Genomic DNA, 26,700 nt, shown 5'->3' with positions numbered 1-26,700 from the left:
TTTGTTGGTTTTAAATAAATTCATAGTTTTCTTTTTCCTCGTGGAAATTGCCGTCTCCATCGAGCCAGCAAAGACATCTCCGAGAATCCAGTGATGTACTGATACCCTTACCGAAGAAACGGTTGTGACTGACAAGTGCGTTAAGTTCGTCAATTGCCTGCCGGACATTATCCACAAGCAGTTTCGCCTGTTCTCTGTTCTCTGTCGGCAAGATGGTATATTCCGCATCTTTCTCCTCAATCCAACGGGAAGAGACCTGTACAACTCCGTCCGTGACCTCGTATGCCTTAATTTCCAACGGGTTCTGCGTGTGGTAAAGCAACGCTTTTCTCAATGCGTCTGCATTCCGTGAGACAGCATCATTTAGATATTCCAGAGTTTCGGTATAATCTGCATTACTCCGAAATTTGACCTTCGAGCGTGCCGCTTCTTCCTTAGCCATATTTTCAGCCTGTTTGTACAATTTGGAACATACGGATGCCAAATCTTTCAGCTCATCGGTCGTAAAACAGAAACCGGTTTCAAGCATCGTGTTTACAATAGGCTGAATTTTGCTGCATTCCGCCTTATGACGGTTGATTACTTTCTCCAGTCCGTTTTTTCTAATCTTTTCCATGAAATAAAATTTAAATTATTAATAAATAAGTATTTAGTTAAATAACATAGGATTCATCCCTACGAATATGAAATTTCCCTCTGCATCGGTTCTAATCCATTCCGGCACGCCCCCGAACATCTCATTGAACTTTGCCTGACCGATAGTCTTTTCCGCCATATCTTCTACTGACTCATAACCGTTGGCTTTGGCAACAATTTGACCGTGTATGATTTCTACTTCCATTCCTAAGCATCTTTGTAGGTTATCCCGTAATCCTTGCATATCTCGAAGAAAGAGCCGATTCCGATACGCTTCCCAGTACGCAATAGGTTGGAAAACTTCTTGTCGGTTTCAGCGTATTTATACTTTGTGTTCTGTCTGCTGCATATATGGAAGAAGGAACGGCCGCTTTCACCCAATGAAGCCAACGCACAACCGACCGTAAACCAGTCCTTGTAATCGCCTGTGATGTCTATTCCGTTGGCTTCTATCTTCTCACAGCACTTTGCCACCTTATCCAATACGTTATCACCGCCTGAATATTGATAACTGTTTGTCGGACGTGGCTCTTTGTAATATCCATCGTAGGGGATTGCCTCAACATTGATATAAGGTTCCGCATCATAGGACAAACAGCGCATCCGGGTTACATCACCGCAAGCAGGATCTATAATGATACCTATCCGTGCAAAGTCCTGTTTCAGCTTCTCGAATTGCCCTTTATGTGCGTGGGGGTATTTCAACGGAATAATGACAAAATAGCCGTTGCCGCTTACCGAAAGACTGATATAGGCTATTTCTTTCAACTTGCAAAGCTCCTGCTTTATTTCGTCCCAGTTATCTATATGTAAATTATCCTTTCGGTCAATATCCACGCAGATAAGCCCGGAATGTCTTACAAGGTTTTCCGCTTTCCGTGTCGGCTGGAATAACCCACTTATGCAAGCCATAGGCAAACGCTTCTTTACCTCGTTCTTTTCTTCCTTTGTCGGCAAAGAACGCAGGCGTTCAATCTCCGAAACGTGCTTCTTGCTGAAAAGGAAATCACGGAGTTTGCACGTTGTGCCGTACACATCTTTCACACCGTTATAAACGGAAATCTCTACATCAAAAATATCTTTCTTCATAATCTTATAAAAATTAGTAGACGGTTGACCGGTTGTCGGATTGTTACTATTAAACTTTTAATTTATAGGTGTTTATGCAATTTTATCAGTCTATCTCTATGCTTAAGCTTTTGAAAAACCACAAGTTACAAGGTTGACGCAGTTTTGTTTATATCTTGTTGTATATCAACACTTTCAGTATCTGTCAACCGACAACCTGTCAACTTAGGGTATTTCTTTAGGCATTTTGATATGTATTGCTTTGAAACCCCAATCGCATCAGCAACAGCGCTTTGACTGACCGGGTTAGTCAAATGGTAAACATTAGCTATCATTTCCTCTTTACCCATTGTTTTCGCTTCCGGCTGTTTTCTGTTTTCCGTCAGCTTCATATACACCTTTTCCGCACATCTCTCGAAGTAACCCATACATCTGATTGAATACTCCATTTCTTTCGGCAAAATACGGCTCATACCCGTATTATCTCCTAACAGGTGTGTTATCAAAGCCCAGCGTTCCACTATGATTTGCAGTTTTGAATATACGGCACACATGTAGCTATCATCCGTACTTTGCTTCTTTACCTGTAATTCGTTATAGTATTCGATATAGAGACGTTTTGCCTCATCAATGATATAGACCGTATCGCATCCACCAGCCTTGAAATCTGCATCCAATAAAGCATTAATGTAACTGCTCCATGCTTCCCGTACCTCTTTGCTGATAGACTTCTCCGAATACATTGCAGACGGATTTTCATCCGGGTAAACGAATAGCCACCTTTGATTAAAGCCGTTGTTCATAAGCAGGTCGTTACCGAATGTGTCCGCAAGTACGTCAGGCTGAATTGTTCCTAAAACACCCATAAATGGCTCTTCGACTAATAGCGTATCATCTGACTTTCGGTTTATTACAATGTTATCAGAATCAAAGACCGATAATAATTGGCTTACCTCGCCACTCTTGTTATATCGTCCTATATCGTCAAGAAAGCCCTTTATTTCGTCCCTGTAAAGCAATATTCCGTTGTGGCTGGTAGATAATACCTGGTTCCTCGCTTCGGGTGTGGAATCGCTTAAAAGCAACTGCCTGAATATCGGTCTTTCCTTATGCTCATCCTTTGAATCCTTGAAAACCTTCAGCTCTTCCCTGTATGCCTTGTATTCGTTTGCGTCCCTATCCTTTAAAGGTTGCAGAATGAAGCGTACAGGGGTGGACTTGTTAGAACCGGACGGGGCGACTGCACACGCCCAAAGACACGGATAGTTAAAATACTTGCTATCGGAAATCCTTATTTTTTTGCCGACTGCTACACCGACCGCACTAAACATTGCAGCCAGTACTATATCACGGCTGCACTGATACACTTCCGACACTTCTCTAATTATCTCTTGTGCATTTGCTGAAAGCCCGTCAATAGGTAATACAAGCACATCGGACAAAGTTTTGTTATTTACACTTATGTTCATGGCTTTAATTTTATACCGTTCCAGAAATCACAAAAAAGTGAAGGCTGTTTATCGTCTTTGAAGTATTCCCGGTTGCTCGTATAGAATCCGGCTTTCCTGTGTGATATGGGACATTTGCCGGATGATACCTTACGGATATTGCCGCTTTTCTTCATCTTGTCTATAAAACGACAAATATTGGCAATCCTTACACCTGTTTCCCGCTCGGCCTGATACATGGTTTTAGGGGATTCCGCAAAACACTCTGATAACAGTTTTATTTGGGAGATTTTACTTTCTTCATTCATTGTGTCCCCCTTTCTCTGCCAGCCAGTATAATTTGCAACCGTTTGACAACCGAATATCCTGGATGTTCATGCCTTCCTTATGGCGTAATTCAGAAATAGCCTTACGGGCATCATTAAAGCCTACCAGTTCATTAATCCGCCTGGCTGTAAATTTATCGCCTGATAAAAATAGTTTTCTGACAGCCCTGATATTTCGGGAAGAATTAGTATCTTTGCCCTCGTAGTTGGGGAGATTGGTAGTCGATGAGGCTACCTTTTTCTTTTCTTTCATAGTCACGCCCTCCATTATTTACACGCCTTTTTCAAAGCATTGTTAATATCCTTCTCTGTGTAGTAAATGCGTGTACCTATCCGGCGGCCATTAATAATGCCAGCTCTCGTCCATGCGTCTAAGGTAGGTAAGGAAATTTGCAACCGTATAGCTGCGTCTTTGCGTTTATACAGTATGTCTTTCGGAAAGTCCTCTACTTTGGGAGTAGATTCTATTATATTAGCCAGCTTCTTATCAAGAATGCGGCTCATCATATTCTCAAGGTCACTCATTGTTGCGCCTTGAATTAACATTGCATTGGGGGATAAAAAATTTGCATCCATAAGCTATTATTTTAACTCTATGGATGCAAAAATATAGTGATTTTTATGGTGTCACATTCATTGTCATATGACAATTTTTATATCACATCAATGTTTTATAGTGCCTTTATCATAATCTATTCCAATATTGGCAAATTGCTTCTTCAATTCCTTTTCATTTCCGTAACCGGTATTAGGCACTATTCCATTCTTTCTAACAGAATCCTCCGTGCCGCCACAAAGCCACGATATAAACTCCGCTAAGGCTGTATCGTCCTTATACTTTACACCAGCACTTTTGATAAAAGTTCTAATAACATCCACTTGTTCCGTTGTTTTTGCTCTTGGCAGCTTTTTACGTATTCCTTTATTCAAATTAAAAACTGGACCGTTAGCAGCAAAAGCTAATATGTCCTCTAACTCATCATAACAATCGGAACGAGCGGCTTTTTCTTCTAATTTTTTTATTATAGAATAGACATCTACCCCAAAATCTAAGAATAACCCAAATACAGCTTCCACAAAATCATCAATATCTGACATAGCAGCAGACATATCAAATTTCTCCCCCTTAAATTCATAAATATAAACATACTCCTTTTCTTTTCGGGATTTACCTGTCTTCTTATTTATAACGTCAGTCGTAACCATTTCCACACTATCATAGCAAATACCATAATAAATATTTATACACTCTATCATTAGTTTTGCATAAATCGGTCGGTCTTCTTTACACATTGAAAATAATTTATTAGCAACTTTTTCAACATATTCAGTAAGCCTATAATAGTCAACATTTCCTAAAGATGGATAAAGTTCTTCTTTTACTTTATACGTCTCTCCTTTTTTGATTTCTTCTATCATGTAATCACGTACATAATCAAAAAAAGCTCTTGCATTTTCCATATTATACAGTTTTTAATAAACTACCTTTCTTTTGCCAATGCACCATCAGCATCTTAGCATGTTCTTCTTTAGTCACTTTGATATATTTCAGAAAGCTATTTTCTGTCTTATGTCCGGTTATCTGCATAATGCTAATACTTGGGAAACCGGATTTATATAGATTGGTTGCAAAACTTCTCCGGGCTGTATGTGAAGAAACGAGTTGCCACTTTTCATAAATAGTAGTTTGCTTCTTACCACCTTTGGTTATTGATTTCATCACATGTTCCGTTAACCCGGCTTCCCTACATACATCTTTCAAATTATCGTTGAATTTCTGATTGCTTATATTACCTGGAAGATTGCCGTTATACTTCTCCCAAATACGTAAGAATACCGGATGCAAAGGAATGGTTACAAACTCATTCGTTTTCTGTTGTTGAATGGTTATCATCCCGTCTTTTATATTTTCTTCTCTAATACGTGTAAAATCAGAGAACCGTAATCCAGTCCAACAACCTACGAGAAACAAATCCCGTGTTCGTTCCAATCGGGGAGAATGCGAAAAATCAAAAGATGCAAGCGTATCAAGTTCATCCTCACTCAAAGCAACAGCCTGGCTCTCCTCTGATACATTTTTGAATAGTTGATATTTAGTGTTATCCGTTAGTTCCTGCTCATTAGCTGCTTTCATTACAGCCTTAAGGCTTACTGTTTTGTGCCAAATAGTATTAGTGCTCAATCCCAGTTCTTGCAAGAAAGCAACAAAATCACTAAAGAAAGATTGATTTATACTTCGGAATTCCAGTCGTATTTTCCTTTTCTTCTCGTATTCTTGAATATAATAGTAAGTGCGTGCATACTCACGTTTCGTTTTATAGTCGATAGTCTGACCGCCTCTACGTGGGCTTACTCTTGTATCACATAACCGGATAAACTCCTCAAAGAACGAATGAAAATCATGTGCAGCCGCCACTTTCTTTCCGAAGTGAATATCAAGAAAATTTCTAAGACTGTCTTTAGTAATTGGTTCACCTTTTGTTGTTGCTTCTGCAATGAAAGAGTTTATTTTCCCTTCAATACTTTTAAGGGCTACATTAATCTCGTCCTTATTGACACAATACTTTGAATTTTTAACACACTCTTTCTTTTCATCCCAAAACAAAGGTTCAATTTTCAATGGTGTGGCATACATGAGCTTTTCATTTCTACCAAAGCGGGAAGTTATGTATATGGTTTGCTCATTGTCGGCATTCATATCACGGATGAGAAATTTTATATTTGCCATATTCTTCACTTTTAAATCCAAAAGCAAAGATACATGATTAGCGGAACAATTCCTATATTTGTTCCGTTTTTGTTCCGCAAATTCTTTATTTTATTTGTTTTATCTTTGTTTCTCTTTGTTGATAGCATTTTCATAAGACATTGATAAACATACAATTTACACAAACAAAAACAAAATAGAAGAAAAAGAAGAAAAACAGGTTACAAGTCGCCTCATTCCGACATGAAAAAACCACTGTAAAAGCAGTGGTTTTTTATTTATATTATCACCCGCAACATCAGATATAAGGTTCCTTTGGCAGTACCTTGCAACACTATCTCGAACCGCTCCCCACTGCGGAATCTTCTTTACTTGTGCACTGAGCTGCCAGATAAAGGTAAAGAGGTAAAGCATGCAAAAGGCAAATCTCTTGAAATGTTCCATAATCTTTTATTTAAAATACGGTTTCATCGTTGAAGCGTAATGCCCATTATTCCTATCACCACCTCATTGGAGAGTGTCTCCAGTACAAGATGCGAAAGCTTTTTCCCTGCATTCAACGGCATTTCCAACAGTACGGCGGCACCACCGTCCACCTCGCGAGACACTCCGGTAAAGCCAAGTTCCTCACCGAAATTATTGCTCAGTTCACCGGTCTTCAGACGCAGGCGATAGAGAGACGGTGCATGACGATTAAAAGACTTTCCATCTTCAAAGAATATCTGTTCGATGGGCGGCCAGTTGTCCGGATTTACCAAAGACAAGGTGTCGCAAGTACCGTCTTCATAATACACACGGATTACGCCATTGTCGATATGGCACTGCATGTGGTTAGTACTGCCTGCCATTAGTAAATAGGCACGGGAAGCCTTGCCTTGCAGGGGAATTTGCAGACTGTCCGGATAATTGTCCCAAAGAGAGGTGAAAGCAATGTTATGCCCTTCGGCAGGAGTACGGAAAGGTATCCCGAGCTTTGTCTCCAACAAGCCTTTACGCACAGCGGCACGCAAACCCGAATCATCTATATCTGCTGTCTTCAGCGGATGACACCACTCGCCTATTCCCTGTTTGGGCAACTGCAACGTGGTGTACGGAGAACGCGGCGACAGGTATTCATTGCGGAAAATATCCGTTACATTCGCATTGAACACTTTCTGCATATCGACAGGAGTGCATCGGGCTGAATCGACTGCTTTAAAATCACCTGCCGGAACAGGTTTCTTACCCTTATCGGATACCGGGTGCTCTACCGGCGCCCACCATTTCATCTGTCCCTGTTCCATAGCAATGAAACTGACGGGTCCCGCCTTACGGACGCGAGTTGCAGGATAAGCATCGACAGAAGCAGGAGCTTCAAGCAACTCTCCTTCCCAAGCGACATTGATTGTTACCTCCTCATCGGAAGCAGCAGGAACGGAAACGGAAAGCATGGGCCGTCCAACTGAATTTTCAACCAGTCTCCACGCTGCATTCTGGCCGTTTACTGTCAAACGCGCCACAGCCGAACGACGTGCTGGGAATTGCAATTCCAGATTCCGTACGGCAGGCAAACGGTGTGTAACGGTATAAAGCGAACAGTCGCGGGAAGAATACTTACCGGTAGCCACTTCGCCCGCTTTAAAGTCAAAGTCTATATCCGGCGTATGCAGTGAAGCATACTCCCACTCTTCCGGGAAACCGGGTTTTATCAGCAGACGACCGTTCAAAGCATCGGGCAAGATTCCGTAAAGCCCCTGAATCAATGCGCGGGAAGCCACTCCGATAGGGTCGCCGAAGTCGCGGTAACATTCGCCCCGGGCAGCATCATAGAAACTTATCTGCCCGAAATTGCCCGGACTATCGCCCAGGTACATGCCATCCAGAACAGAACTTTTCAGCAATTTGAAACCTGCCTCTCTGCGTCCTGCCTGAAAATAAGCGAGCGACGTGTGCATCACTTCGGCAAAGGCTACATTGTTAATGCTCCATGAATACGGCATCCAGTCGGTAGTGGCCACAGTGGCATACTTTCCGGCATTGACGGCAGCACCCGCTGCCTTCAACTGTTCCTGCCAATGAGCGTACGGGCCTGCATTGACAGGCAAAACAGCATCGGCGGCAAGCACATCATCCGAAGTTACGACAGGAATATGAGGAATTTCACGGTCTATGTAACTTGTGGCAAGATATGCCTGAAACGGATCGGCCACATCGCTGTCGAGAGCGTGATAGATGGTCCATACGGCAGCATCTTCATGCAGACGGCGATGACCCATGAAATCTTGGAATTCCGCCCAATGTCCTCTCTCCGGCAACCAGAGACGGGTGTTGAGCGCTTTCAATATCTTATCGGCCTCTTCCCGATAGGGTGTGGGGGCTTCGCCTATCTTCTCAGCAATCAGTGCAGCCAGTTTATTGCCGCGATAATTATAGGCAGAGCTGTGCGTAACGGCGCCACTGTTATAATACAGCGCATCGCTTGCCCAAATGCAGGCGTAGGCATCGTACAAGCCGTCGTTGTCCGGATCGAAGTTGCGTTTTTCCCAAGCAAGATGCAGTGTCAGCAACGGCCACATGCGGCGGGCATACTCAAGGTCGCCCGTCCAGTTGAAGTGCCACAACAGTTCGTCTATGTAACAGAGGTTCATGTCATAATGGTGCATCTGATTGTTACGGCGAGGATTGCGGCAGATATATCCGTTGCTGTATTGCGGTGTTCCCCATATCTTGGCTGAACGTGCAAGCGCAAGGGCAGAATCCTGTGCCGGATGCGGAATCGTATTGGGAACTTCGGTCACCTGACTGGCAGCATAGTTGTCGAAATGAGTGCGTGCCCGGTCGTGCCAGCCCAACACATCGCCTACGTATGCGGCACGCCAGCCGCTCAACGGCATACGCCAGCCGACAGCTCCATGCAGCCACACGCCCTCTTCCCCCCAGATACCATCGGCAGCAACGGCAAGTGCACCGCCAAGCGTATTGAAATAAGAATCGGGAGTAGTGATTCTGATGCGTCCGGACAGTTCACGGCAAGCCTTTTGAAGGGCAAGATACTGTACACCACCATCCTGCATTTCCTTCAGTTCATTACCGGAAATGCCCACATACAAATGCCCGTCGGCCGGAAAGCGGCATTTCAGTATTTGCAGCACTGTGCCGTCTTCTGCCGGCTCAAAACATCCCGGCGGGTCTGCCCCCATATCTCCGCTACGGGAAAGCTTCTTCCGGCGGATGGGCGAATTCAGCACTTCCAGCTCGCAGCCGGCAGGCAACTCACCGGAAAGCTCCCAAACGGCCATCTCTTCCGTAAGACTTGCCAATACGGAAACTTTCAGGCTGCAATTTTCTCCCCATGCCTTGTCTTTCAAGGCATACGTACGTGTACCCGGATTATAACGCGCCTCACACCAATCGGTTTCTTCCAACGGTGTAACCGTACCGTCCGGCAGGTGCAGGCGAAAACGGATATTACGGCAGTCGTTCTTGACATACGTGGCAAATATCGGACGGTCACCGGTTTCCAGGCGCCATGCCGTATGTCCGCCATACAAAGCACGTGTGTAGCGGTTCTTGCCGTTGACGCAGACAAACTCTTCACCGGACGGCAAGTATTGCAACATACGGGGAGCTCCCCGCTTATGGTCATTGTAGGAAGTGGATTCTATCAAATCACCTGCTTTCTTCGGAGTTTTAGACGAAGAAGCATATTGCGCGTAAGCCCCCAAAGGGATAAACAGAGTAAAAATAATTGCAAAAACAGAAATACGGTTCATAAGGTTTTATTTAATTCAAAGGATGAAGGCATAACTGAAAGCCATTCACTATACGATTGAAATACATTCAGTATACGACTGAACCTATATCAGTCGTATACTGAATGCACCCCTTCTGCAAGCTATTCAGAAAAGGGGTAGTACGGAGTAGTCCCAGATTAGTTATATATAATAATATTTATATACAAAGAGGCAATTATGGCATCGGCTTCAATCCTTCCCAACGCACATCCCATGTACCGTCTTGCGGGAAACCGGGATTCTTCACCTCACACCCGTCCCAACCGGCACACATCAGCGCTACGGCAGTCAGCAAGCCGCCATTGCCCGGCAGGTAGCAACGCAGACGTCCGTCCTGATAATTGTGTCCGTTCAACAAGTAGGTATTGGTGCGCTTATCCATCAGCAAGGCGCCTACAGCCTTTTCGGGTTCACCCAGCCGAGTGGCATTCATAGCGGTCATCGGGTAATCCCAGCCCCATGTCTTGCCCCAGTTCCAGTTGTCCCACACCCAATGAAGCGTATTCTTCATATAGTCAGCACGTATCAGCTTGTTCATCGGCAGGATACCCACAGAGCCAAGCACTGCCATGTGGTCGCTGGTGAAACGGATATCCTTGTAAGTATCCACTGCATTTTCGGCAGCCAGATAAAGGCAGTCTTCATTATAGGCCAGCGGAGAGAGTTTGTCTATCATCTCATCCCATTCCAGATTACGCTTTTCACCGGCACGTTCACGCCACTGCTGAGCCACATTCATGGCATAATGCCAGTAAGAGAGTTCGAACGGCGGATTGATGGTAGTAGCCGCACGCAATGTTTCTTGTGCGGGAATAGCGCCTTTCAGGATAAAACGTCCATGGAATTCATCGTAAGTGGCGAAAGAATACATGAACTTTGCAGTTTCCTGCACCAGATGATTGTATTTCTTAATCACCTCATCCGAAGGATTGGCACGGTAAACGAGTTCGGCCAAATAGATAAAATGCGGTTGCTGCCAAATCAGGAAACTGCCTACATTAGACGGAGCTTCCGTTCCGCTGGGATCGGTCATTTTCATCCAACGCACTCCGTCGAATCCCTGACGGCGGGCTATCTCACGGGCAACAGGTTCTACCGTTTCGTACCAGCCGAGTGTGCGGTCCAGCAATTCGGGATGCCCCCAAAGTGCCTGCCAAGCCTGATGCCACCATATCATTTCGAGGTGGAACTTGCCAAACCATGAATTGTAGGTCAGTCCTGTTTCCTGCGGCGGAACACTGCCTGCCGACTGAATGGCGAGCAGGTATTGGCTCAATACGACACGGCGTTCCAGTTCTTTGGCACGCGGGTCGGTACAATGTGAGAAGTCTACAGCCGCACCGTTCTTCCAGAAATTGTTCCAATAGCTGTTGCCGGCTGCCAGAGTTTCGGCGAAAGTAGGCAGAGTATCGGCAGATGTATAGACAGCCGGTTCACTCTCGAATACAGTTCCGGGAAAAGCAGACGTAAACTTGCAAGAAAAAGCGAGTTTATCTTCCGCCGGTGTCAGTACAAAATAGTTTGCAGACTTCTCCTTGAGGGAAGCTTTTCCTTCCCAACGCAGAGATACATAATAAACGGTAGAATCGAGTGTACGTTTGAGAACTGCACTTTGCGCATTCTCAAAGACTATATCTGTAGTGTGTTTGTTGTTGGCATCCCAATTGCAGGCATCATCGGCATGAGCGCCCGTAGGGTATGGAAAATGCAGTTTCACCCCAGCACGTGCCGGACTGGTGATACTGGCTGAAATCATGTCCATTTGCGGATGACATACGGTCTGTACATCAAAGGCGTTACCTTTCAGTGTGAAGTGACTGTTGATGACACCGTTCCACATATCCAATGTCTGGGCAATATCGGTAATGTCAGAAGTCTTCACATCATCGCCCAACTCCAGTCCCACGATACCCAAATGCAGGCGATGAGGGTTCATGCGATACCAATTGGAAGCTTCTTTCTGACGTCCGTCTTCTTTAAACTGACAAGCGTATATTTCTTTATGTCCACGACCGAAATCGTGTTCTTTCAAGTATTCTTCCGGTTTGTATTTATTGGGATTACCGAAACTATGCCAGCCCCATTGACTTTGCGTACCCAATGGCACGCCTTTCTTATATACTGAAGGAAAAGTCTGTAGACCGGTAGCATCCACAGTAAAGGCAAACTCACCGTTGCCGACCGACAACGACGCCAACGAATCAAACGAAGATACCTGAGGGTTGTTACGGGCAACCAGCGCCTCACGATCTATCGGCGCTTGCTTTTCCGAACCGCAAGCTGCCAAGACGACTGCAAGTAGAGAATAAAACAGTTTTTTCATGGTATTTTTAGTGTAAGTAATATATCTCATAGTTGTGAACGAAGCAAAGATAACGCATTTCCGCCAAACCGATTCTGTCCGGTTTGGCGGAAATGCTAAGAGAAATGATTATCGGGCATACACTGCCCAAGCTGTCACAGAAAGTCAAATGCCAACTCCAGTTTCAATCCCTCATCCCCTTTTTTGATACGGATAGTTCCAGGCTGACTCTGCGGCCCGTGCTGACTTATCGGCTTGAAAGAGCGAATGGCGGGAATATCCAATAAGAAAGAAAGATCCCCGGCCGGAAAGTCCGGCATTGTATGGATACCATCCTGACGCCCACGAGGTTCATCCGGAGTGAATACACGAAAGAACACTCCGTCCGTAGCCGCATAGACGGTAAAAGCATTCTGCTTGCCTTGAATTGTGGCCCAATAAAGATTGGCGTGATACCCTTTAAATTCCGGATAGACCAGTTTGTCCGCACTCTCTCCGGTAACAGTATTATTAAAGTCTTTCTGCCAGATACCGTAATTCGTGCCCGGAATACGGTTCTTCCACACACGGTAAGGACCGCGCCCCAACCAACGCATACCTGTACATTCGCTTTCAGGATAAGAGAAGGTAAACCCGAAGTTAAGTATGGCATTATCCGTAAAAGCATCATCAAAGCCATCACCGCCCGATGCCCGGTTCAGCAATACGGCATCCATCTTCAACAGCCCGTCCGGACGCAAACGCCACACAACGGAATCCGCTCCGCCCCGATAACGGGCACAAAGGACAGCATCACCTCTCTGCTCCATACGAGCGGAAAGGGACACCAGTTTCATTTGCATTCCTACAGGCAGCGGACCGTCTTTCAACGGAATTATCCGGTTGTCTTTCTTCCGCAATACAGAATATATGGTAGCATCGTTTCGGCGAAAGGATATGTCCACCCAATCGGAACACAACGTTATTAAAGAATCAGTCTCGTTCACGCAACAACCTTTTCCTGTTCTTTTCAAAGAAGCCAGTTGCCCTTCAAAATAGCTTTTCGCAAAACTGATGGGATACGTACGTGTACACACGCTCTTTCCATCCACTCCTATAGCCTCCAATTCCAAAACATCTCCCTTAGAGAAGAATTTTTCCCGGATTTCCGGATTCTCCCATGCAGCTATACAGGCATATCCGGTTTCACCCGGTTCCAAAGCAGGCAAATTCACCCGGCCGCTGTCTACTGTGCATCCCTCTGCCCGGCTCTGTAGCGGGGAAGGATAGGAAAGGACGCGATAGCGCATGGAACACTCCTTCAAATTAGTAAACAGATAACGGTTCTCCACTAAAAAACGACCATTGAAAGAAGGCGTTAGCTGGAGAGGCTTTATCTTTATAGGCGACCATATTTCCCGTACGGAATAGAAACTGCCTTCTTTCTCCCGATAAGGACCTACAATACCATCAGGCGCATTATAATCTTCACTGTCCAAAATGCCATTACAGTCTGTCCGGCGTACAGCTTCATCGCTATATGCCCATAAAAAACCTCCGGCAAACAAAGGGTGTGCCGTATATCGCGCCCAGAAATCCTCCAGTCCGGCTCCATGTCCCTGGTCGTACAGACCATGCATAAACTCTGTCGGCATGAAAACCTTATATCCGTTGGTGAAACGGCCTACACCGGTCAGGTAAGCCGGGTAATGGTGTGTATCCAATTCATCAAAGTCCGCCCAAGGATGGATGACATGACGGCGCTGCGGATCATAACGGTAGAACAGTTTGTCCGTAGCCATGTTCCACCCGCCCTCATTTCCATTGCTCCAAAGTACGATACATGGATGATTTACATCCCTTGCTATCATTTCTTTTACCAACTTGCTGCCTGTAACAGTGTCGTAAGCATTCTGCCAGCCCGCAAGTTCATCAATATAGAGCAATCCCAACGAATCACAAGCATCCAGAAAATGCTCATCGGGTGGATAATGGGAACGCACGGCATTCATATTCATTTCTTTAATGAGCAGGGCATCTTGAATGCTGAGTTCCTTATTGGTGGTACGCCCGCCATCGGGGTGAAAAGAATGACGGTTTATGCCTTTCATCACCAGTTTCGTACCATTCAGATAAACACCGTCGCGTGGACGAAAGTCAACGGTACGGAATCCGACGCGGACAGATGTCCGGTGTAAAGCCTCCCCTTCTTCATTCCGCAAGGTAACAATGAGATTGTAAAGCCGAGGTTTTTCCGGAGTCCAAGGTTCTACATTTTTCCAAATATGAGCAAACACACTGTCATGCCCCACGTCCCACGTCCAAACCTCCGAACAAACGTCCGTTCCATCCAAAGGATGTAAAGCTGCCGTTAATTTTTCCTTGCCTCTCACTCCTTTCAGCTCGGTATAAAGCTGCATTTCCCCATCCATTTTCGCATCCACTGCAATATGTTCGATACGTGTCTGAGGTTTGGCTTCTAACCATACAGGACGGTAAATCCCCCCAAACAACCACCAGTCCGCCTTACGTTCGGCCGCATTCACCGACTTATTTCCAGAATGTTTTTTTACCCGTACTTCCAGCTTATTGGCAGCACCATATTTCAACAAAGAAGTTATGTCATAGGAAAAACGATAAAATCCGCCCCGATGTGTTTCTCCGGCCGAAACTCCGTTTACAATCACATCCGTATCTGTCATAACCCCATCAAACCACAAACGTATGTTCTTACCTCTCCAATCTTCCGGTACACGAAATGTATGACGATAAATCCCCTCTTCTATACTGGGATTCTTAACCCCTTTCTTCTTATACCAACGCCCGTAGGTATATTCACCAAAACCTTGCAGTTCCCATTGAGAAGGCACTTCTATCTTGCTCCACTTCCCGCTGTTCCTACCCTCGGAACAATAAAACTGCCAGGTTACGCCATCGCCCAGTCCGGTACCGGAAAGATAACGGCGCTCTGTCTGCTGAGACCATACGCAAAGAGCGGACAATAGTCCTAAAACAGTAAAAAAGATTCTTATATTCATACTTCTTTTATATGGATTTTAATTCTCGAAAATAATAAATTTGAATTCAATATAAAATCAGTGTAAGTAATATATTGATTTTGTACAGAGTCAGAAATACCAAGGGAAATAATGTTCATTTTTCCAAAAGTCCGTTCAGATAAATCTCAATATTAGTATAATTCTTATCCAACGTATAGGTGGAAGCATCAGAGGCATCATCCGCATTCAATCCGTACCGACGTTCCCACACGTCAGGCATTCCGTCCGCATCAGTATCACGTAAAGGCTTTCCAACTTTCAACACAGGCCATCCGCCTACCTCTTTCGGAGAATTGATAATCCCTTTTAGACCAAATGTTCCAAGCCCTTTCTTTACTTGGCGCAAAACTTCTTTATCGTACATGTCACGCGAGAAACTACACCCTACCTCCTTTAATATCTTATGATAGGCCACCACCGGTATATCTTCTTCAATGGGCTCATACGGAAAAGGACTATCAACCAAACAAGAAAATCTATCCATCACAGCACGATGGTTGTCATAAGTCACAGTATCATCCCCTTCCATTACGTTTTCTGCCACATAGTAACGGCCGGTACCGTCTTCAGCCACATCAAGTAAACGATGATGCTGAGAGGCAGGCCCCGGCTTATAATAATTACCCACCATATTTATCTCACCATGATGTCCACCACCATAGGCAGTTTTAAATCCCCAATTATACACCACATTATTACGATAGTCTACCCATTTAGTTCCATCGACAGAAGAAAACCGGGGATTACGGCTGGCATGATTTGCCAACAGGTTATGATGGAATGTAGCCTTATACCCTCCCCAAATACCGCCAAATCCATGATTACCTTTCGTATGGACTGAAGAATTCAGGCTATGTGTTACCAGACACCATTGTACGGTAAGATTTTCTGTTTTATAGATAGAAAGACATTCGTCTATACTCCAGCTTACAGAAATATGATCCAGAATTACATTCTTCTGCCCATAACGTCCTCCACTCAAACCATCACTATCTAAGCGATAGCGATCGCCCACACGGACTCGGACATAACGGATAATAACATTGCTTGCATTAACAATTAACGGATAGTCCTTTAAACAGATTCCATCACCCGGAGCAGATTGACCGGCTATGGTAATGCTGTCGTTATTTATTCGAAGTGGAGATTTCAATTCAATATTACCGTCTACGGCAAAGACTACGATACGCGCTCCTGTTTGCTCTACAGCATGCCGCAAACTTCCTTCGCCGCTGTCGTTCAAGTTGGTTACTATTAATACTCGTCCACCACGTCCGCCAGTAGTGTATTTGCCATAACCTTCAGCACCAGGAAAAGCAAGAGATTGCGCTTGCACAGAAAAAGCTACAATAAGCAAGATAATGCTAAAACAAACTTTCTTCATAAAACAAGTTTTTTATTGAAAAGGCATAAAGTATATTCCGTTTTTGGGTTAAATATAATATAGAAAAGGTGGAACTCAAGTACCGAGTATCCACCTTTTCTCTTTACTAATCTAATATCCAATCATTACTTTTAGTAACAAGGATGTTGCTGATCTTTTAAACCAGGATTAACATCAATAATAGCTGTTGTACTGAACGGAAGAATCTCTACTTTATTCTTTTCCAAACCATAGAACATATTAGTAATGAAGTTATTTACATCACTTATACCTTCCACCTGCTCAACAGAAAGTCCACCCTTGTTTTTAATCGTGTGACAACCGAACATATTTAAAATAGTATAAGTTACGGCAGTAGCATTCTCCTGCTGCGCCTCAGGCATGTCATCTTTTGTTAAATAAATATTGCCATTTACATCCTCATAAACCTCCTTTTCTACAAAACCACCGTTTACTCCATCATTTTGGATTTTCAGCGTTTTGATTTCATCGTTAGTTAAACCAAATTTTGAAAAATCTGATTCCTTTAATGTAATATAAGGCAAAGCGACTGTAGGATCTTGGTAAACAGCTTTACCGCCTTTATAGGCACGGTAGACATCAACATCTGCATATTTACCTTCACGTCTTGCCAACTGGTATAATTTATCTTTTTCAGCCATCAAATGATCATAAAGAATTCCCCAACGCGTTAAATCTGTTTTACGCAAAGATTCATTAGACAGTTCCAACTTGCGTTCTAAAATAATTTCATTCTTGAAAGCTGTATACTCCGTAGGTATAGGCTTAATCTTACTTGCATCTTTCTTAAAAGCACGCAAACGGACTTTTTCCAAAGCATCAACGGCATCTGGAGTAGCATATCCATTTAATTCGTTCAATGCCTCTGCATACATCAACAGTACATCCGAATAACGCAATAACGGGAAATTAATATCGCGGCGACTATCGGAAGTACCTCTGTCTTTACACCAATTGATACGATATTTACCTACCCCTGCGCCAATATATGTATTCATTTGATACTTGCCATCTGTATAAATGCCATAATTACATACAGAAACATCACGACGTTGGTCACCATCGGCATATTCAAAATAAAGAGTAGGCATTGCTATCATTTGTGCACCACCTTTACCAAAAGTGCCACCAGAACCATTTGTAGGAATACCATTTACATAACCAGTACGTACATCCGACGAATTTGCACCATACCAACCATATTCCAACATCGTTTCTTTATTATACTCTTTGGTTGCTAAATCACGAAATACCTCTTCATAACTATCCAACAAATCATTTTCCTTTTGCTTTATTATTTCGTAACAAGCATCAGCAGCTATCTGATAAAGTTCTTTGATGCGATTTTGATCATCACGTTGTGCTATTCTAACAGTTGCTGCATCATAGGGCACAGTATTCAAATCCCAGCGCAAAGAATATCCGGCTGCATACAATGCCACACGCGCTAAAATACCATAAGCAGAATTTTTAGTGAAACGTTCCGGAGTGCTTACCATTCCTTCACTTTTCCAAGGCAACAATTCTATTGCATCTTGCAGATCTTTCACACAGTTATCCCAAATTTCATCTCGACTTACACGAGATGAACTATAACTATTCAACTCAGAAGTAGGTATGTTAGAATAAGGAACATCACCATAAAAACGTACCAAATTCCAATAAGCATAGGCACGAATAGCCAATGCTTCGCCTAAAAGAGCATCACGTTTCTTTTTTTCTCCTTCTGCCACATTCATTAACGGCAAATTTTTAATACAGACATTACTGTATTCTATTGCCTTATACATACTTGAAAATGTAGAATTCAACATCGAAGAAGTAGAAGTATAATCATAATTGGAAACATTATACTTAGAATTAGTTTCTGAAGAACTAGATTCATCTGTTCCTTCTAATAGTTGATAACCTAATTCTTGAGTAAACAAGCTAGGATAAGCACCAACTACAGTCATTTCTGCACGTCCAAGATTTTCAAACAGTGTCTCACTATCAGCTTTTGATTCGGAAGGCATATCCAGCCAGTCCTGACAAGAAGTAAATGTCAACAAGCATGCTGACGCAGTTAAAATAGTTATTATTTTTTTCATGACCTTCATTTCGATAATTAGAATGTTAAATTAACGCCTAAAACCCAACTCTTTGAACGGGGATAAGCCGAATTGTCAATGCCAGGAGTCAATGCACTACTTGAAGCGGATACTTCCGGATCGTAACCATTATAACCTGTAATTGTAGCAATATTATTCAATGTACAATAAATACGTGCATTACTTAATTTTGCTTTTTGTATCCATTGTTTAGGGAACGTATACCCTAAAGTTATTGTACTAAAACGTAAATAAGAACCATCTTCAATATAATAGCTACTATGATCACTGATAGCAGTCTTATTATTCTCTGAAATATTCCACATTACATTTTTGCCAAATTGCCCAGGATTCAACTCTGCCAAACGAGCCAAATTTGTAGTTTCCTTACCTGTTTGCGGATCAACCAATGTAAAACGGTTTTTCATAATCGCCAATGAGTTCTGATTAGACAGATAAGGGCCTATAAAACGTTGTGTACTCATATTGAAAACATCATTTCCTACTACAAAATTCATAAAAATAGAAAGGTCAAAACCTTTGTAGGTAAAAGTATTATTCAATCCACCGGTAAATTTTGGAGCTGCATTTCCTATCACAGTACGATCGTTTGTTGACCATACAGGATTACCATTGCTATCTGTTTCACCAGCTGTAGGAACGTACTTGGCATCGCCCGGTTTAATTTTCTTACGATCAAGTCCTTTCAAAGAAGCGACACCGTCTTTTATTCTATAAGTACCATCAGCCTGCTGGTTAAAGTCATCAGTTGTATATACTCCGTCATACAGAAGTCCATAGTATTGTCCCAATGGTTTTCCTACCTCAATCTTATACCCCATGCGCGACTCATAGTCTTGTATAAAATAATCCAAACTCTCATCTCCATATAGTTCCAATACTTTAGAGCGATTGATAGCAATATTAAGATCTGTACTCCAAGTAAAATCCTTAGTACGAATATTGGTTGTATTCAATACTATTTCAAATCCACGGTTACGAATAGAACCTAAGTTCTGATATTGGTCTGCATAACCTGTAGTAGTAGGAATTTTATTTTTAATCAAAAGATTAGAAGACTCATTATTATACCAGTCCAAAGCTAAGTTTACACGGCTGTTGAATAACGAAATATCCAAACCTACATTAGTAGTAGTAGTTTTTTCCCATTTCAGATCCTTATTTCCCAATGTTGAACCTGGAACAAATGTGATATAATCTTGACCTGCTATACCGTAATGACCTGAACCATAGCCCGTAGTATACATATTATCATCAATGTTATTATTACCGGCCGTACCATAACCTACGCGTAATTTCAAATTATTCAAGAAATCAACATCTTTCAAGAATTCCTCTTCTGAAATACGCCATGCAGCTGAAGCAGAGGGAAAAATACCCCATTGGTTTCCTCTTGCAAACTTGGACGAACCATCAGCACGTAATGTACCTGTAAATAAATAACGTTCCTTAAAATTATATGACAAACGACCAAAAACAGAAACCAAACCTTCCTTATTCTTTCCTGATTTCCATTCATAAGGAGTACCCATAGCCACATCGTTTAGCTCAAAATTACCAGAAGGAAATTTACGGTACTCATTATCTAAATTCATTTTCTCTTGATAATAAGTCTCTTGTCCCAACAAAACGCTAAAGTTATGTTTATTATCATCCAAATTAAACGAATAGTTTAATGTATTCGTAACCTGCCAAGAAAACTTTTCACCGTTATTACGATAACCATATCCATAAGGACTTTGATTTGCATCAGCCTGTCTGGTAGAGCCGTCATCCCAATAATCCTCGCGAATCTGTTGCCACATATAGCTAGCGGCCGTACGAAATGTCAAATCTTTCATTAAATCAATTTCCAATCCTGCATTTACAGTAGCCATACGGGTATACTTTTCTTGTGCAATAGCCATATTGTCCAACAAAGGATTATTAATATCATAATTATCAGCACCCGGCATATCAGAATACGCGTCAGACAAATCCTTATTCAACATTTCTTCTTCAGTAAACTTCACACCACCTGTAATTGGTTGCAAAATAGTCTGCTTCAATTTTCCACCTAAAGAGCCACCACCTTCAACTTTAGTCATCTGCATACTTGAAGAAAAATCAAAACGTACACCTTTCCACAATTCGTGATTGATTTTAGCACGGATACTATTCTTCTGATAGCCATGCTTATCCATAATACCATCTTCACCAGTATAATTATAACTTAACATATACTTAGTCTTTTCAGTACCACCGGTTATGTTTACGTTATGATTCTGCGTAACACCTGTAGAGCCAAAAACTTCATCCTGCCAATCAATACCTGCGCGATTACCATATTCTTGAGCAATACGGCTATAAGCACCCGTATAAAAATCTGCATCATTGATATTTCCTCCAAATAGATTGGCAAAACTACTTTGATTGCCGCGAAGCAACTGAAACTCATACTGGTACTTTACATAATCTTCTACACCCAGCAAATCTAATTTCTTGCCGAGACGGTCAAAACTAACAAATCCATTATAAGAAACTTCGGTTTTTCCCGATTTACCAGATTTCGTAGTAATTAAAACAACACCATTTGAACCACGAGCACCATAAATAGCTGTAGCAGAAGCATCTTTCATCACATCAATACTCTCAATATCATTTATGTCAACATTTTGAAGACCGTTTTCCATTTGAAAACCATCTACAATATATAACGGTTGTGTACCTTGTGTTATAGATGTACCACCACGTACAGTAATATTAACTTCAGCACCCGGAGCTCCACTTTGCTGAACTATATTAACACCAGCAGCTTTACCTGCCAATGCCTGTGCAGCAGTTGTAACGGGAGCCATAGCCAATTCTTTACTACCCACAGAAACGGAAGAGCCTGTTAATTCTTTACGCTTTACCTTTGCATAGCCAATTGCAACCACTTCTTCCAACATTACTGAAGATTCTTTCAATGTAATGTCAAAGTGGGTTTTGTTGCCAATCACCACTGTTTGGTTATCATAACCGATAAACGAAACGACCAGTTCCTTTGCAGAAGCTGGCAAAGAGAGAGTAAATTTACCATCCATGTCAGTAATAGTACCAACACCAGTATTGCCTTTTACCATAACAGAAGCGCCAATCACGACATCCACTGCATCACGAACTGTACCTGTAATTGTTTTGTTCTGAGCAAAAAGACTAAAAGGAAAACTTATTAATAGAAGCATCAACAAGCATAGTTTTTTGTGTAAAATTCTCATAGACTATTAATATAAATTGGTTGATTAATTAATTCAAGATTAACAGCCCGATACAACTATTATTGAGTATCGAACTTGTAAGCGCAAAAATAAATATAATCATACCTTACAAAAATATAACTGCTGACACAAATACTTTCTTTTTTGACTTTCTCCTAAGAAAAAAGAAGCTTTTCACCCAATAAAAATCTGACAATCAAAGTTTTTATAACAATTTTGATAGTAGACTATTCATTTTGACATTAATCAAAATCCTCGTTCTCCACCTCAGTCTCCCGACCAAAAGAGCGATATTCCAATGGGGTAAACCCTGTGCGTTTTTTAAATAATGAAAAGAAATGTTCGGTAGACTTATAATCGAGCATAAAAGAAATCTCTTTAACGGAATGAGAAGTACCAACCAATAATTGTTTGGCTTTACGCAACTTCAACTCCTGGAAATATTTAGCCGGTGCATAACCTGTATAGTCCTTGAATACTTTCCGGAACCAGGAATAGCTGATATTCAATTTCATAGCCAACTCTTCAGGATCAATATCCTTAAAGACATTCTCATTCATTATAATCTTGGCCTGCTCAATCTTCTGATCAACATCGCCCACCTCAAAAATTTTATTTTTAGAAATGGACAGTATCATACCTACTATGTGCAGCACTATACCGCCAAGATACTGTTGGGAAGATATTTTATCCGCTTCCGCTATTTCCAAAGCACGGGAAAAAAGAGACACCAACTCCTCATTCAAACCCACCTCAAGCACTTGATTGTCTTTAGACAAGAAACCGCCTTTCACCAGATTATCAATGACAGGACCTTCAAAACCGATATAATATTCGTTCCATCCGGTTTGGCGATAAGGGTGATAAGTATGCCATTGACCGGGAAACAATACCATCAGACGTCCTTTGCATACCTGCTTTTCCGGCGTTGTTTCCGAAGAAAACAATCCCCGTCCTTTCGTGATATAAACCAATTGATACTCACGCAAGACACGTCCTTTCTGGGCATTAAAGAAATAACCGGAAGGATGATCCTTCAATGGATACGGAGAGTCCGGCTGAATGGATTGAAAGCCGACAGTATTTACCCACAGACCAAACTTTTGGTCCATGTCATTTACGATAAGGTACTTAAATTCCACTCCTAAATCATTGTAATTCTTAGTCATACCACGTGTCCTTCATGATGGATTCGGGACAAAAATAGGAAATATTTGTGAAATAAGAGATACCTATGGAAGATTTAATAAAAAAAGTCCCGTCTGGAAGTATCTTTGTGTTTCCAGACGGGATTAACATACTATCTAAAAGGATTATTACTTTTTGACTACAATTTTATCGTATTGCTGTTCAGCCTTAATCTCTGTATACTTCGGCGCATCCATCATTTCAATCAATGCGCGGAGAACAGGTCCTTCACCCATCGGATCATTCTCTTGGGTAGGACGGTTGTAGTAGTATGCAGGCGACGGCATGATACCCGTTCCGACACAGATTTTGGTCACATCGCCTTTGTCGGACATCAGTGTCATCATTCCTTTCAGCCCCTGCTCGGCAGCATAAATGAAATCAGGATGCAGCCAACCGTGCTTTACACCACGTGCGATACCAAAAACAAACATGGCCGTACCCGTAATTTCCTCATAGGAATCTTCCTTATCAAGAAGCTGATGCCAAAGACCGTTCTTACCCTGATAACGCACTACACCGCTACATTGACGGCGGAAGCACTCCAAAACCTCAGGACGCATAGGATGATTCTGCGGCATCACTGCAAGCAAATCGGCAGTTGCCATGAAAACCCAACCGTTGGCACGGCTCCAATGAGCAACACCGTGCTCGTCCGTATCCGTATGATAGCAATGATAGAGAATCCGTTTTTCGGGACACCACAAATATTTGTGATATTTGATTACCTGATTGGCAGCATCATTGATATAACTCATGTCACCGGTCATCTTAGCCATACGTGCAAGGAAAGAGATAGCCATGAAAGCATCATCAGCCCAGATGGTATTTTCATGAGGCCAGATACGGGCAATAGTACCGTCAGCCAAACGAGGCTCGCCATAGTTCAAGTGCTCGGCTGTTTCATTAATATAATTCAAGAAAGAATTATTCGGATGCTTCATCTGCAGGTCAATCAGGCTGGCTCCCATAGGACCGTTATCATCCAAACGCTTTCCACGGAATATCATGTGCCAACTCAACTTACGAACGCCATACCATCCTTCATTTTTCATTGCCTGCTCATACTGCTTCTTAAAGAAATCAAGATTACCCTCGTTAAATACGAAATTCATATTTTTAAGAACATAATCATCATACTTCTTCGCTCCCGTTTTATCGGCCAATTCCATTAAAGCGATATGGGTTACTCCATTGGTATAATGCCAATTATTGTATTTACATGCAACCTTGACATTCATATCCAAAGGCAAGTTCTTGACAGACTTATAGGTTTTACCGGTCTTGGTATTCTTAAACTCATAAGTAGTAGTTGCAAGGATACGGTCTGCTATTTTCACAGCAAGGTCAGAAGCCGAAAGCTTAGCTTCTGCTGCCGTCTTCATTGGTGTTTGCGAAAAAGCAGTGACGGCTGTTAAAAACAGCACACATGAAATAATAGTTTTCTTCATGGTAATTCAAATTATAATTAAAAAGCTTTACGATACAAAGTCTCAATATCTTCGACAGAAGTAGGACGAGGATTACCGCCCGTGCAAACGTCATTGAAGGCATCAACAGCCAATTGATGCAAGTCTTCCTCTTTTACATTTATCTCATGTAGTTTTTGAGGAATGCCAATGCTCAATGACAGCTTCCGGACTGCATCCACAGCCGCACGCACTCCTTCTGCCTCGGTCATACCCACCGTATCTACTCCCATAGCTTTAGCTATATGAAGATATTTGGGGGCAGCCGGAGACTCTGCATTATATTCCATCACATAGGGCAACAGCAATGCATTGGCAACTCCATGCGGAGTATCATAATGAGCGCCCAACGGATGCGCCATGGAATGAACAATACCCAAACCTACATTACTGAATCCCATACCGGCAATGTACTGAGCCTGTGACATCGCTTCGCGAGCAGCGACATCATTGCCATCGTCTACCGCAGCTTTCAGATTAGCGGCAATCATTTCGATGGCTTTCAACTCAAACATATCGGACATCGCCCAGGCGCCCGGTGTTATATAGCTTTCAATGGCATGCGTCAAAGCGTCCATTCCTGTTGCAGCAGTCAGCCCTTTCGGCATGGAATACATCAGTTCCGGGTCTACAATCGCCACAACCGGAATATCATTAGGGTCTACGCAGACCATCTTCTTCTTTGCATCCTCATCAATTATCACATAATTGATAGTGACTTCAGCGGCTGTTCCAGCCGTTGTAGGCAATGCAAAAGTCGGGACAGCCTTATGACGGGTTGCAGCTACATCCTCCAATGACTTCACATCTGCAAAATCCGGATTATTCACAACAATGCCGATACCTTTTGCCGTATCAATGGAAGAGCCACCGCCCAGCGCTACAATAAAATCAGCACCGGATGCTTTAAAAGCGGATACGCCATTCTGTACGTTCGCAATCGTCGGATTTGCCTTTACATCACTGAAAAGCTCATAAGGAATACGATTCTTTTCAAAAACTTCAATTATTTTGTCTGCGACTTTAAAACGGATCAGGTCTTTATCTGTCACAAAGAACGCTTTCTTAAAACCTCTACGCATGGCTTCCACCGCAATTGTTTTCCGACAGCCTGCTCCGAAGTAAGAGGTTTCGTTCAATATCATTCTGTACATATACTTCATTTTTATTTGGGTAAATTAAAAGCCACGGTCATCTCTTTCATTTGTTCCTGACTCATTCCGTCCGGTTCAAAGCCCATGTTTTTAGCTGCAATGTAAATCAGTGCAGATTTATTCAACACATCTACCTGGTCAAAAGCAGACATAATATCCACATCTACAGCAAAGACTCCATGCTTTTCCCACATAGCTACATCATAATCGTTCAAAGCCTCAATAGTAGCGTCAGCCAATTTTACCGAACTTGGCAATTCATAAGGGATTATACCCAATCCACGAGGACAGAACGCCTTTGTTTCCGGAATCATACTCCAAAGCAGATTGGTAGCCACATCCTTCTCCAGGAACTTCTTGTTATGGGTCATAGCAATCAATTCGATAGGATGTGTATGCAAGGATGCTCTGTAAGGAGAGCCTTTTTCAAGCAGATAATTATGCACGGCAAGATGAGAAGGCAATTCCGATGTAGGCATTACAGGCTGGTCTGCTATAATTACGTAGCTGGCACAGTCATCCAGAATACGGATGATTGAACCGTTTGCCATAGGCCAACGTGCCAAATCACGCATACGCATCTGAGTACCTTTACAATAAAAATAACAACCTTTCAGATAAGGGAGTACCTTTCCTATCTGTTTTACTTCGCTGATAGCCGGCAAAGCCCGGATTTCATCATCTACATATTCAGTGATGTTTAAAGTTATATTACCACCATTACGTTCCGCCCAACCTTTTTGCCAAAGATAACCGGCCACTTCTGCCGCTTGATTGACTTCATAAGCCAATTCGGGACGATTTTCAAGAATTGATTTCATGTGTCTATTTAATTA

Annotated in this window: 20 protein-coding genes; all 20 read right to left on the bottom strand. The window is 42.5% G+C overall.

The window, feature by feature from the left end:
• Window positions 1-10 precede the first annotated feature (10 nt).
• The 20 genes from AB5903_RS12730 to rhaD all read right to left on the bottom strand — a co-directional run bounded on the left by AB5903_RS12730 (window position 11) and on the right by rhaD (window position 26,685).
• Entirely contained in the window at window positions 11-616 is a 606-nt protein-coding gene (locus tag AB5903_RS12730; protein ID WP_005652470.1) for a hypothetical protein, read from the bottom strand.
• Between the two features lie 33 nt (window positions 617-649).
• Window positions 650-841: a hypothetical protein gene (locus AB5903_RS12725; RefSeq protein ID WP_005652471.1), complete on the bottom strand. Its 192-nt coding sequence runs from the start codon at window positions 839-841 to the stop codon at window positions 650-652.
• Window positions 842-843: 2 nt separating this feature from the next.
• Complete coding sequence (locus AB5903_RS12720; protein ID WP_005652473.1) at window positions 844-1,725, bottom strand: BT4734/BF3469 family protein; 882 nt, start codon at window positions 1,723-1,725, stop codon at window positions 844-846.
• 125 nt (window positions 1,726-1,850) lie between these two features.
• Entirely contained in the window at window positions 1,851-3,173 is a 1,323-nt protein-coding gene (locus AB5903_RS12715; RefSeq protein ID WP_368117899.1) for a DUF3987 domain-containing protein, read from the bottom strand.
• Entirely contained in the window at window positions 3,170-3,460 is a 291-nt protein-coding gene (locus AB5903_RS12710; RefSeq protein WP_005652475.1) for a hypothetical protein, read from the bottom strand. The genes AB5903_RS12715 and AB5903_RS12710 overlap by 4 nt, the downstream gene beginning before the upstream one ends.
• Window positions 3,453-3,731, bottom strand: a complete 279-nt coding sequence (locus tag AB5903_RS12705) for a hypothetical protein (protein ID WP_259830816.1) — start codon at window positions 3,729-3,731, stop codon at window positions 3,453-3,455. The genes AB5903_RS12710 and AB5903_RS12705 overlap by 8 nt, the downstream gene beginning before the upstream one ends.
• Window positions 3,732-3,745: 14 nt before the next feature.
• Window positions 3,746-4,054 carry a helix-turn-helix domain-containing protein gene (locus AB5903_RS12700; RefSeq protein WP_005652751.1) on the bottom strand — a complete coding sequence of 103 codons (309 nt, stop codon included), beginning with the start codon at window positions 4,052-4,054 and terminating at the stop codon, window positions 3,746-3,748.
• Between the two features lie 87 nt (window positions 4,055-4,141).
• Entirely contained in the window at window positions 4,142-4,939 is a 798-nt protein-coding gene (locus AB5903_RS12695) for a hypothetical protein (RefSeq protein WP_005652752.1), read from the bottom strand.
• A 1-nt stretch (window position 4,940) separates the two neighbouring features.
• A complete protein-coding gene (locus AB5903_RS12690) occupies window positions 4,941-6,206 on the bottom strand; it encodes a site-specific integrase (RefSeq protein ID WP_005652754.1) in 1,266 nt (421 codons plus the stop codon).
• Between the two features lie 156 nt (window positions 6,207-6,362).
• Entirely contained in the window at window positions 6,363-6,629 is a 267-nt protein-coding gene (locus AB5903_RS12685; RefSeq protein WP_368117898.1) for a hypothetical protein, read from the bottom strand.
• A 23-nt stretch (window positions 6,630-6,652) separates the two neighbouring features.
• Window positions 6,653-9,937 carry a DUF4450 domain-containing protein gene (locus tag AB5903_RS12680; RefSeq protein WP_272710869.1) on the bottom strand — a complete coding sequence of 1,095 codons (3,285 nt, stop codon included), beginning with the start codon at window positions 9,935-9,937 and terminating at the stop codon, window positions 6,653-6,655.
• 196 nt (window positions 9,938-10,133) lie between these two features.
• Window positions 10,134-12,281, bottom strand: a complete 2,148-nt coding sequence (locus AB5903_RS12675; RefSeq protein WP_117741575.1) for a hypothetical protein — start codon at window positions 12,279-12,281, stop codon at window positions 10,134-10,136.
• Window positions 12,282-12,415: 134 nt separating this feature from the next.
• Window positions 12,416-15,277 (bottom strand): glycoside hydrolase family 2 TIM barrel-domain containing protein, encoded by a 2,862-nt coding sequence (locus tag AB5903_RS12670; RefSeq protein ID WP_368117897.1) that lies wholly within the window; start codon window positions 15,275-15,277, stop codon window positions 12,416-12,418.
• A gap of 115 nt (window positions 15,278-15,392) precedes the next feature.
• Window positions 15,393-16,682, bottom strand: a complete 1,290-nt coding sequence (locus AB5903_RS12665) for a polysaccharide lyase family 1 protein (protein ID WP_272710871.1) — start codon at window positions 16,680-16,682, stop codon at window positions 15,393-15,395.
• Between the two features lie 131 nt (window positions 16,683-16,813).
• Window positions 16,814-18,793: a RagB/SusD family nutrient uptake outer membrane protein gene (locus tag AB5903_RS12660; RefSeq protein ID WP_117741603.1), complete on the bottom strand. Its 1,980-nt coding sequence runs from the start codon at window positions 18,791-18,793 to the stop codon at window positions 16,814-16,816.
• 17 nt (window positions 18,794-18,810) lie between these two features.
• Entirely contained in the window at window positions 18,811-22,053 is a 3,243-nt protein-coding gene (locus AB5903_RS12655) for a TonB-dependent receptor (RefSeq protein ID WP_117741578.1), read from the bottom strand.
• Window positions 22,054-22,295: 242 nt separating this feature from the next.
• Window positions 22,296-23,222: an AraC family transcriptional regulator gene (locus AB5903_RS12650; RefSeq protein WP_005652799.1), complete on the bottom strand. Its 927-nt coding sequence runs from the start codon at window positions 23,220-23,222 to the stop codon at window positions 22,296-22,298.
• A 147-nt stretch (window positions 23,223-23,369) separates the two neighbouring features.
• On the bottom strand, window positions 23,370-24,692 hold the full coding sequence (locus AB5903_RS12645) for a glycoside hydrolase family 105 protein (RefSeq protein WP_005652800.1): 1,323 nt from the start codon (window positions 24,690-24,692) through the stop codon (window positions 23,370-23,372).
• Between the two features lie 17 nt (window positions 24,693-24,709).
• Window positions 24,710-25,864, bottom strand: a complete 1,155-nt coding sequence (gene fucO / locus AB5903_RS12640) for a lactaldehyde reductase (protein ID WP_368117896.1) — start codon at window positions 25,862-25,864, stop codon at window positions 24,710-24,712.
• A gap of 11 nt (window positions 25,865-25,875) precedes the next feature.
• Complete coding sequence (gene rhaD, locus AB5903_RS12635; protein ID WP_005652802.1) at window positions 25,876-26,685, bottom strand: rhamnulose-1-phosphate aldolase; 810 nt, start codon at window positions 26,683-26,685, stop codon at window positions 25,876-25,878.
• Window positions 26,686-26,700 lie beyond the last annotated feature (15 nt).

The organism is Bacteroides sp. 2201st1_D9_2201SCRN_220225 (assembly GCF_040928965.1).
Classification (GTDB): Bacteria; Bacteroidota; Bacteroidia; order Bacteroidales; family Bacteroidaceae; genus Bacteroides; species Bacteroides stercoris.
The sequence above is the reverse complement of the archived record's forward strand: the minus strand, read 5'-3'. Positions and strand labels throughout refer to the sequence as shown.

Bases quoted from the DNA above. Each gene is read 5' to 3' on its own strand.
- AB5903_RS12715 (WP_368117899.1), bottom strand. From the start codon at position 3,173: ATGAACATAAGTGTAAATAACAAAACTTTGTCCGATGTGCTTGTATTA.
- AB5903_RS12720 (WP_005652473.1), bottom strand. From the start codon at position 1,725: ATGAAGAAAGATATTTTTGATGTAGAGATTTCCGTTTATAACGGTGTG.
- AB5903_RS12730 (WP_005652470.1), bottom strand. From the start codon at position 616: ATGGAAAAGATTAGAAAAAACGGACTGGAGAAAGTAATCAACCGTCAT.
- AB5903_RS12650 (WP_005652799.1), bottom strand. From the start codon at position 23,222: ATGACTAAGAATTACAATGATTTAGGAGTGGAATTTAAGTACCTTATC.
- AB5903_RS12665 (WP_272710871.1), bottom strand. From the start codon at position 16,682: ATGAAGAAAGTTTGTTTTAGCATTATCTTGCTTATTGTAGCTTTTTCT.
- AB5903_RS12685 (WP_368117898.1), bottom strand. From the start codon at position 6,629: ATGGAACATTTCAAGAGATTTGCCTTTTGCATGCTTTACCTCTTTACC.
- AB5903_RS12670 (WP_368117897.1), bottom strand. From the start codon at position 15,277: ATGAATATAAGAATCTTTTTTACTGTTTTAGGACTATTGTCCGCTCTT.
- AB5903_RS12680 (WP_272710869.1), bottom strand. From the start codon at position 9,937: ATGAACCGTATTTCTGTTTTTGCAATTATTTTTACTCTGTTTATCCCT.
- AB5903_RS12705 (WP_259830816.1), bottom strand. From the start codon at position 3,731: ATGAAAGAAAAGAAAAAGGTAGCCTCATCGACTACCAATCTCCCCAAC.
- AB5903_RS12660 (WP_117741603.1), bottom strand. From the start codon at position 18,793: ATGAAAAAAATAATAACTATTTTAACTGCGTCAGCATGCTTGTTGACA.
- AB5903_RS12725 (WP_005652471.1), bottom strand. From the start codon at position 841: ATGGAAGTAGAAATCATACACGGTCAAATTGTTGCCAAAGCCAACGGT.
- AB5903_RS12655 (WP_117741578.1), bottom strand. From the start codon at position 22,053: ATGAGAATTTTACACAAAAAACTATGCTTGTTGATGCTTCTATTAATA.
- AB5903_RS12675 (WP_117741575.1), bottom strand. From the start codon at position 12,281: ATGAAAAAACTGTTTTATTCTCTACTTGCAGTCGTCTTGGCAGCTTGC.
- AB5903_RS12710 (WP_005652475.1), bottom strand. From the start codon at position 3,460: ATGAATGAAGAAAGTAAAATCTCCCAAATAAAACTGTTATCAGAGTGT.
- AB5903_RS12645 (WP_005652800.1), bottom strand. From the start codon at position 24,692: ATGAAGAAAACTATTATTTCATGTGTGCTGTTTTTAACAGCCGTCACT.
- rhaD (WP_005652802.1), bottom strand. From the start codon at position 26,685: ATGAAATCAATTCTTGAAAATCGTCCCGAATTGGCTTATGAAGTCAAT.
- AB5903_RS12690 (WP_005652754.1), bottom strand. From the start codon at position 6,206: ATGGCAAATATAAAATTTCTCATCCGTGATATGAATGCCGACAATGAG.
- AB5903_RS12695 (WP_005652752.1), bottom strand. From the start codon at position 4,939: ATGGAAAATGCAAGAGCTTTTTTTGATTATGTACGTGATTACATGATA.
- fucO (WP_368117896.1), bottom strand. From the start codon at position 25,864: ATGTACAGAATGATATTGAACGAAACCTCTTACTTCGGAGCAGGCTGT.
- AB5903_RS12700 (WP_005652751.1), bottom strand. From the start codon at position 4,054: ATGGATGCAAATTTTTTATCCCCCAATGCAATGTTAATTCAAGGCGCA.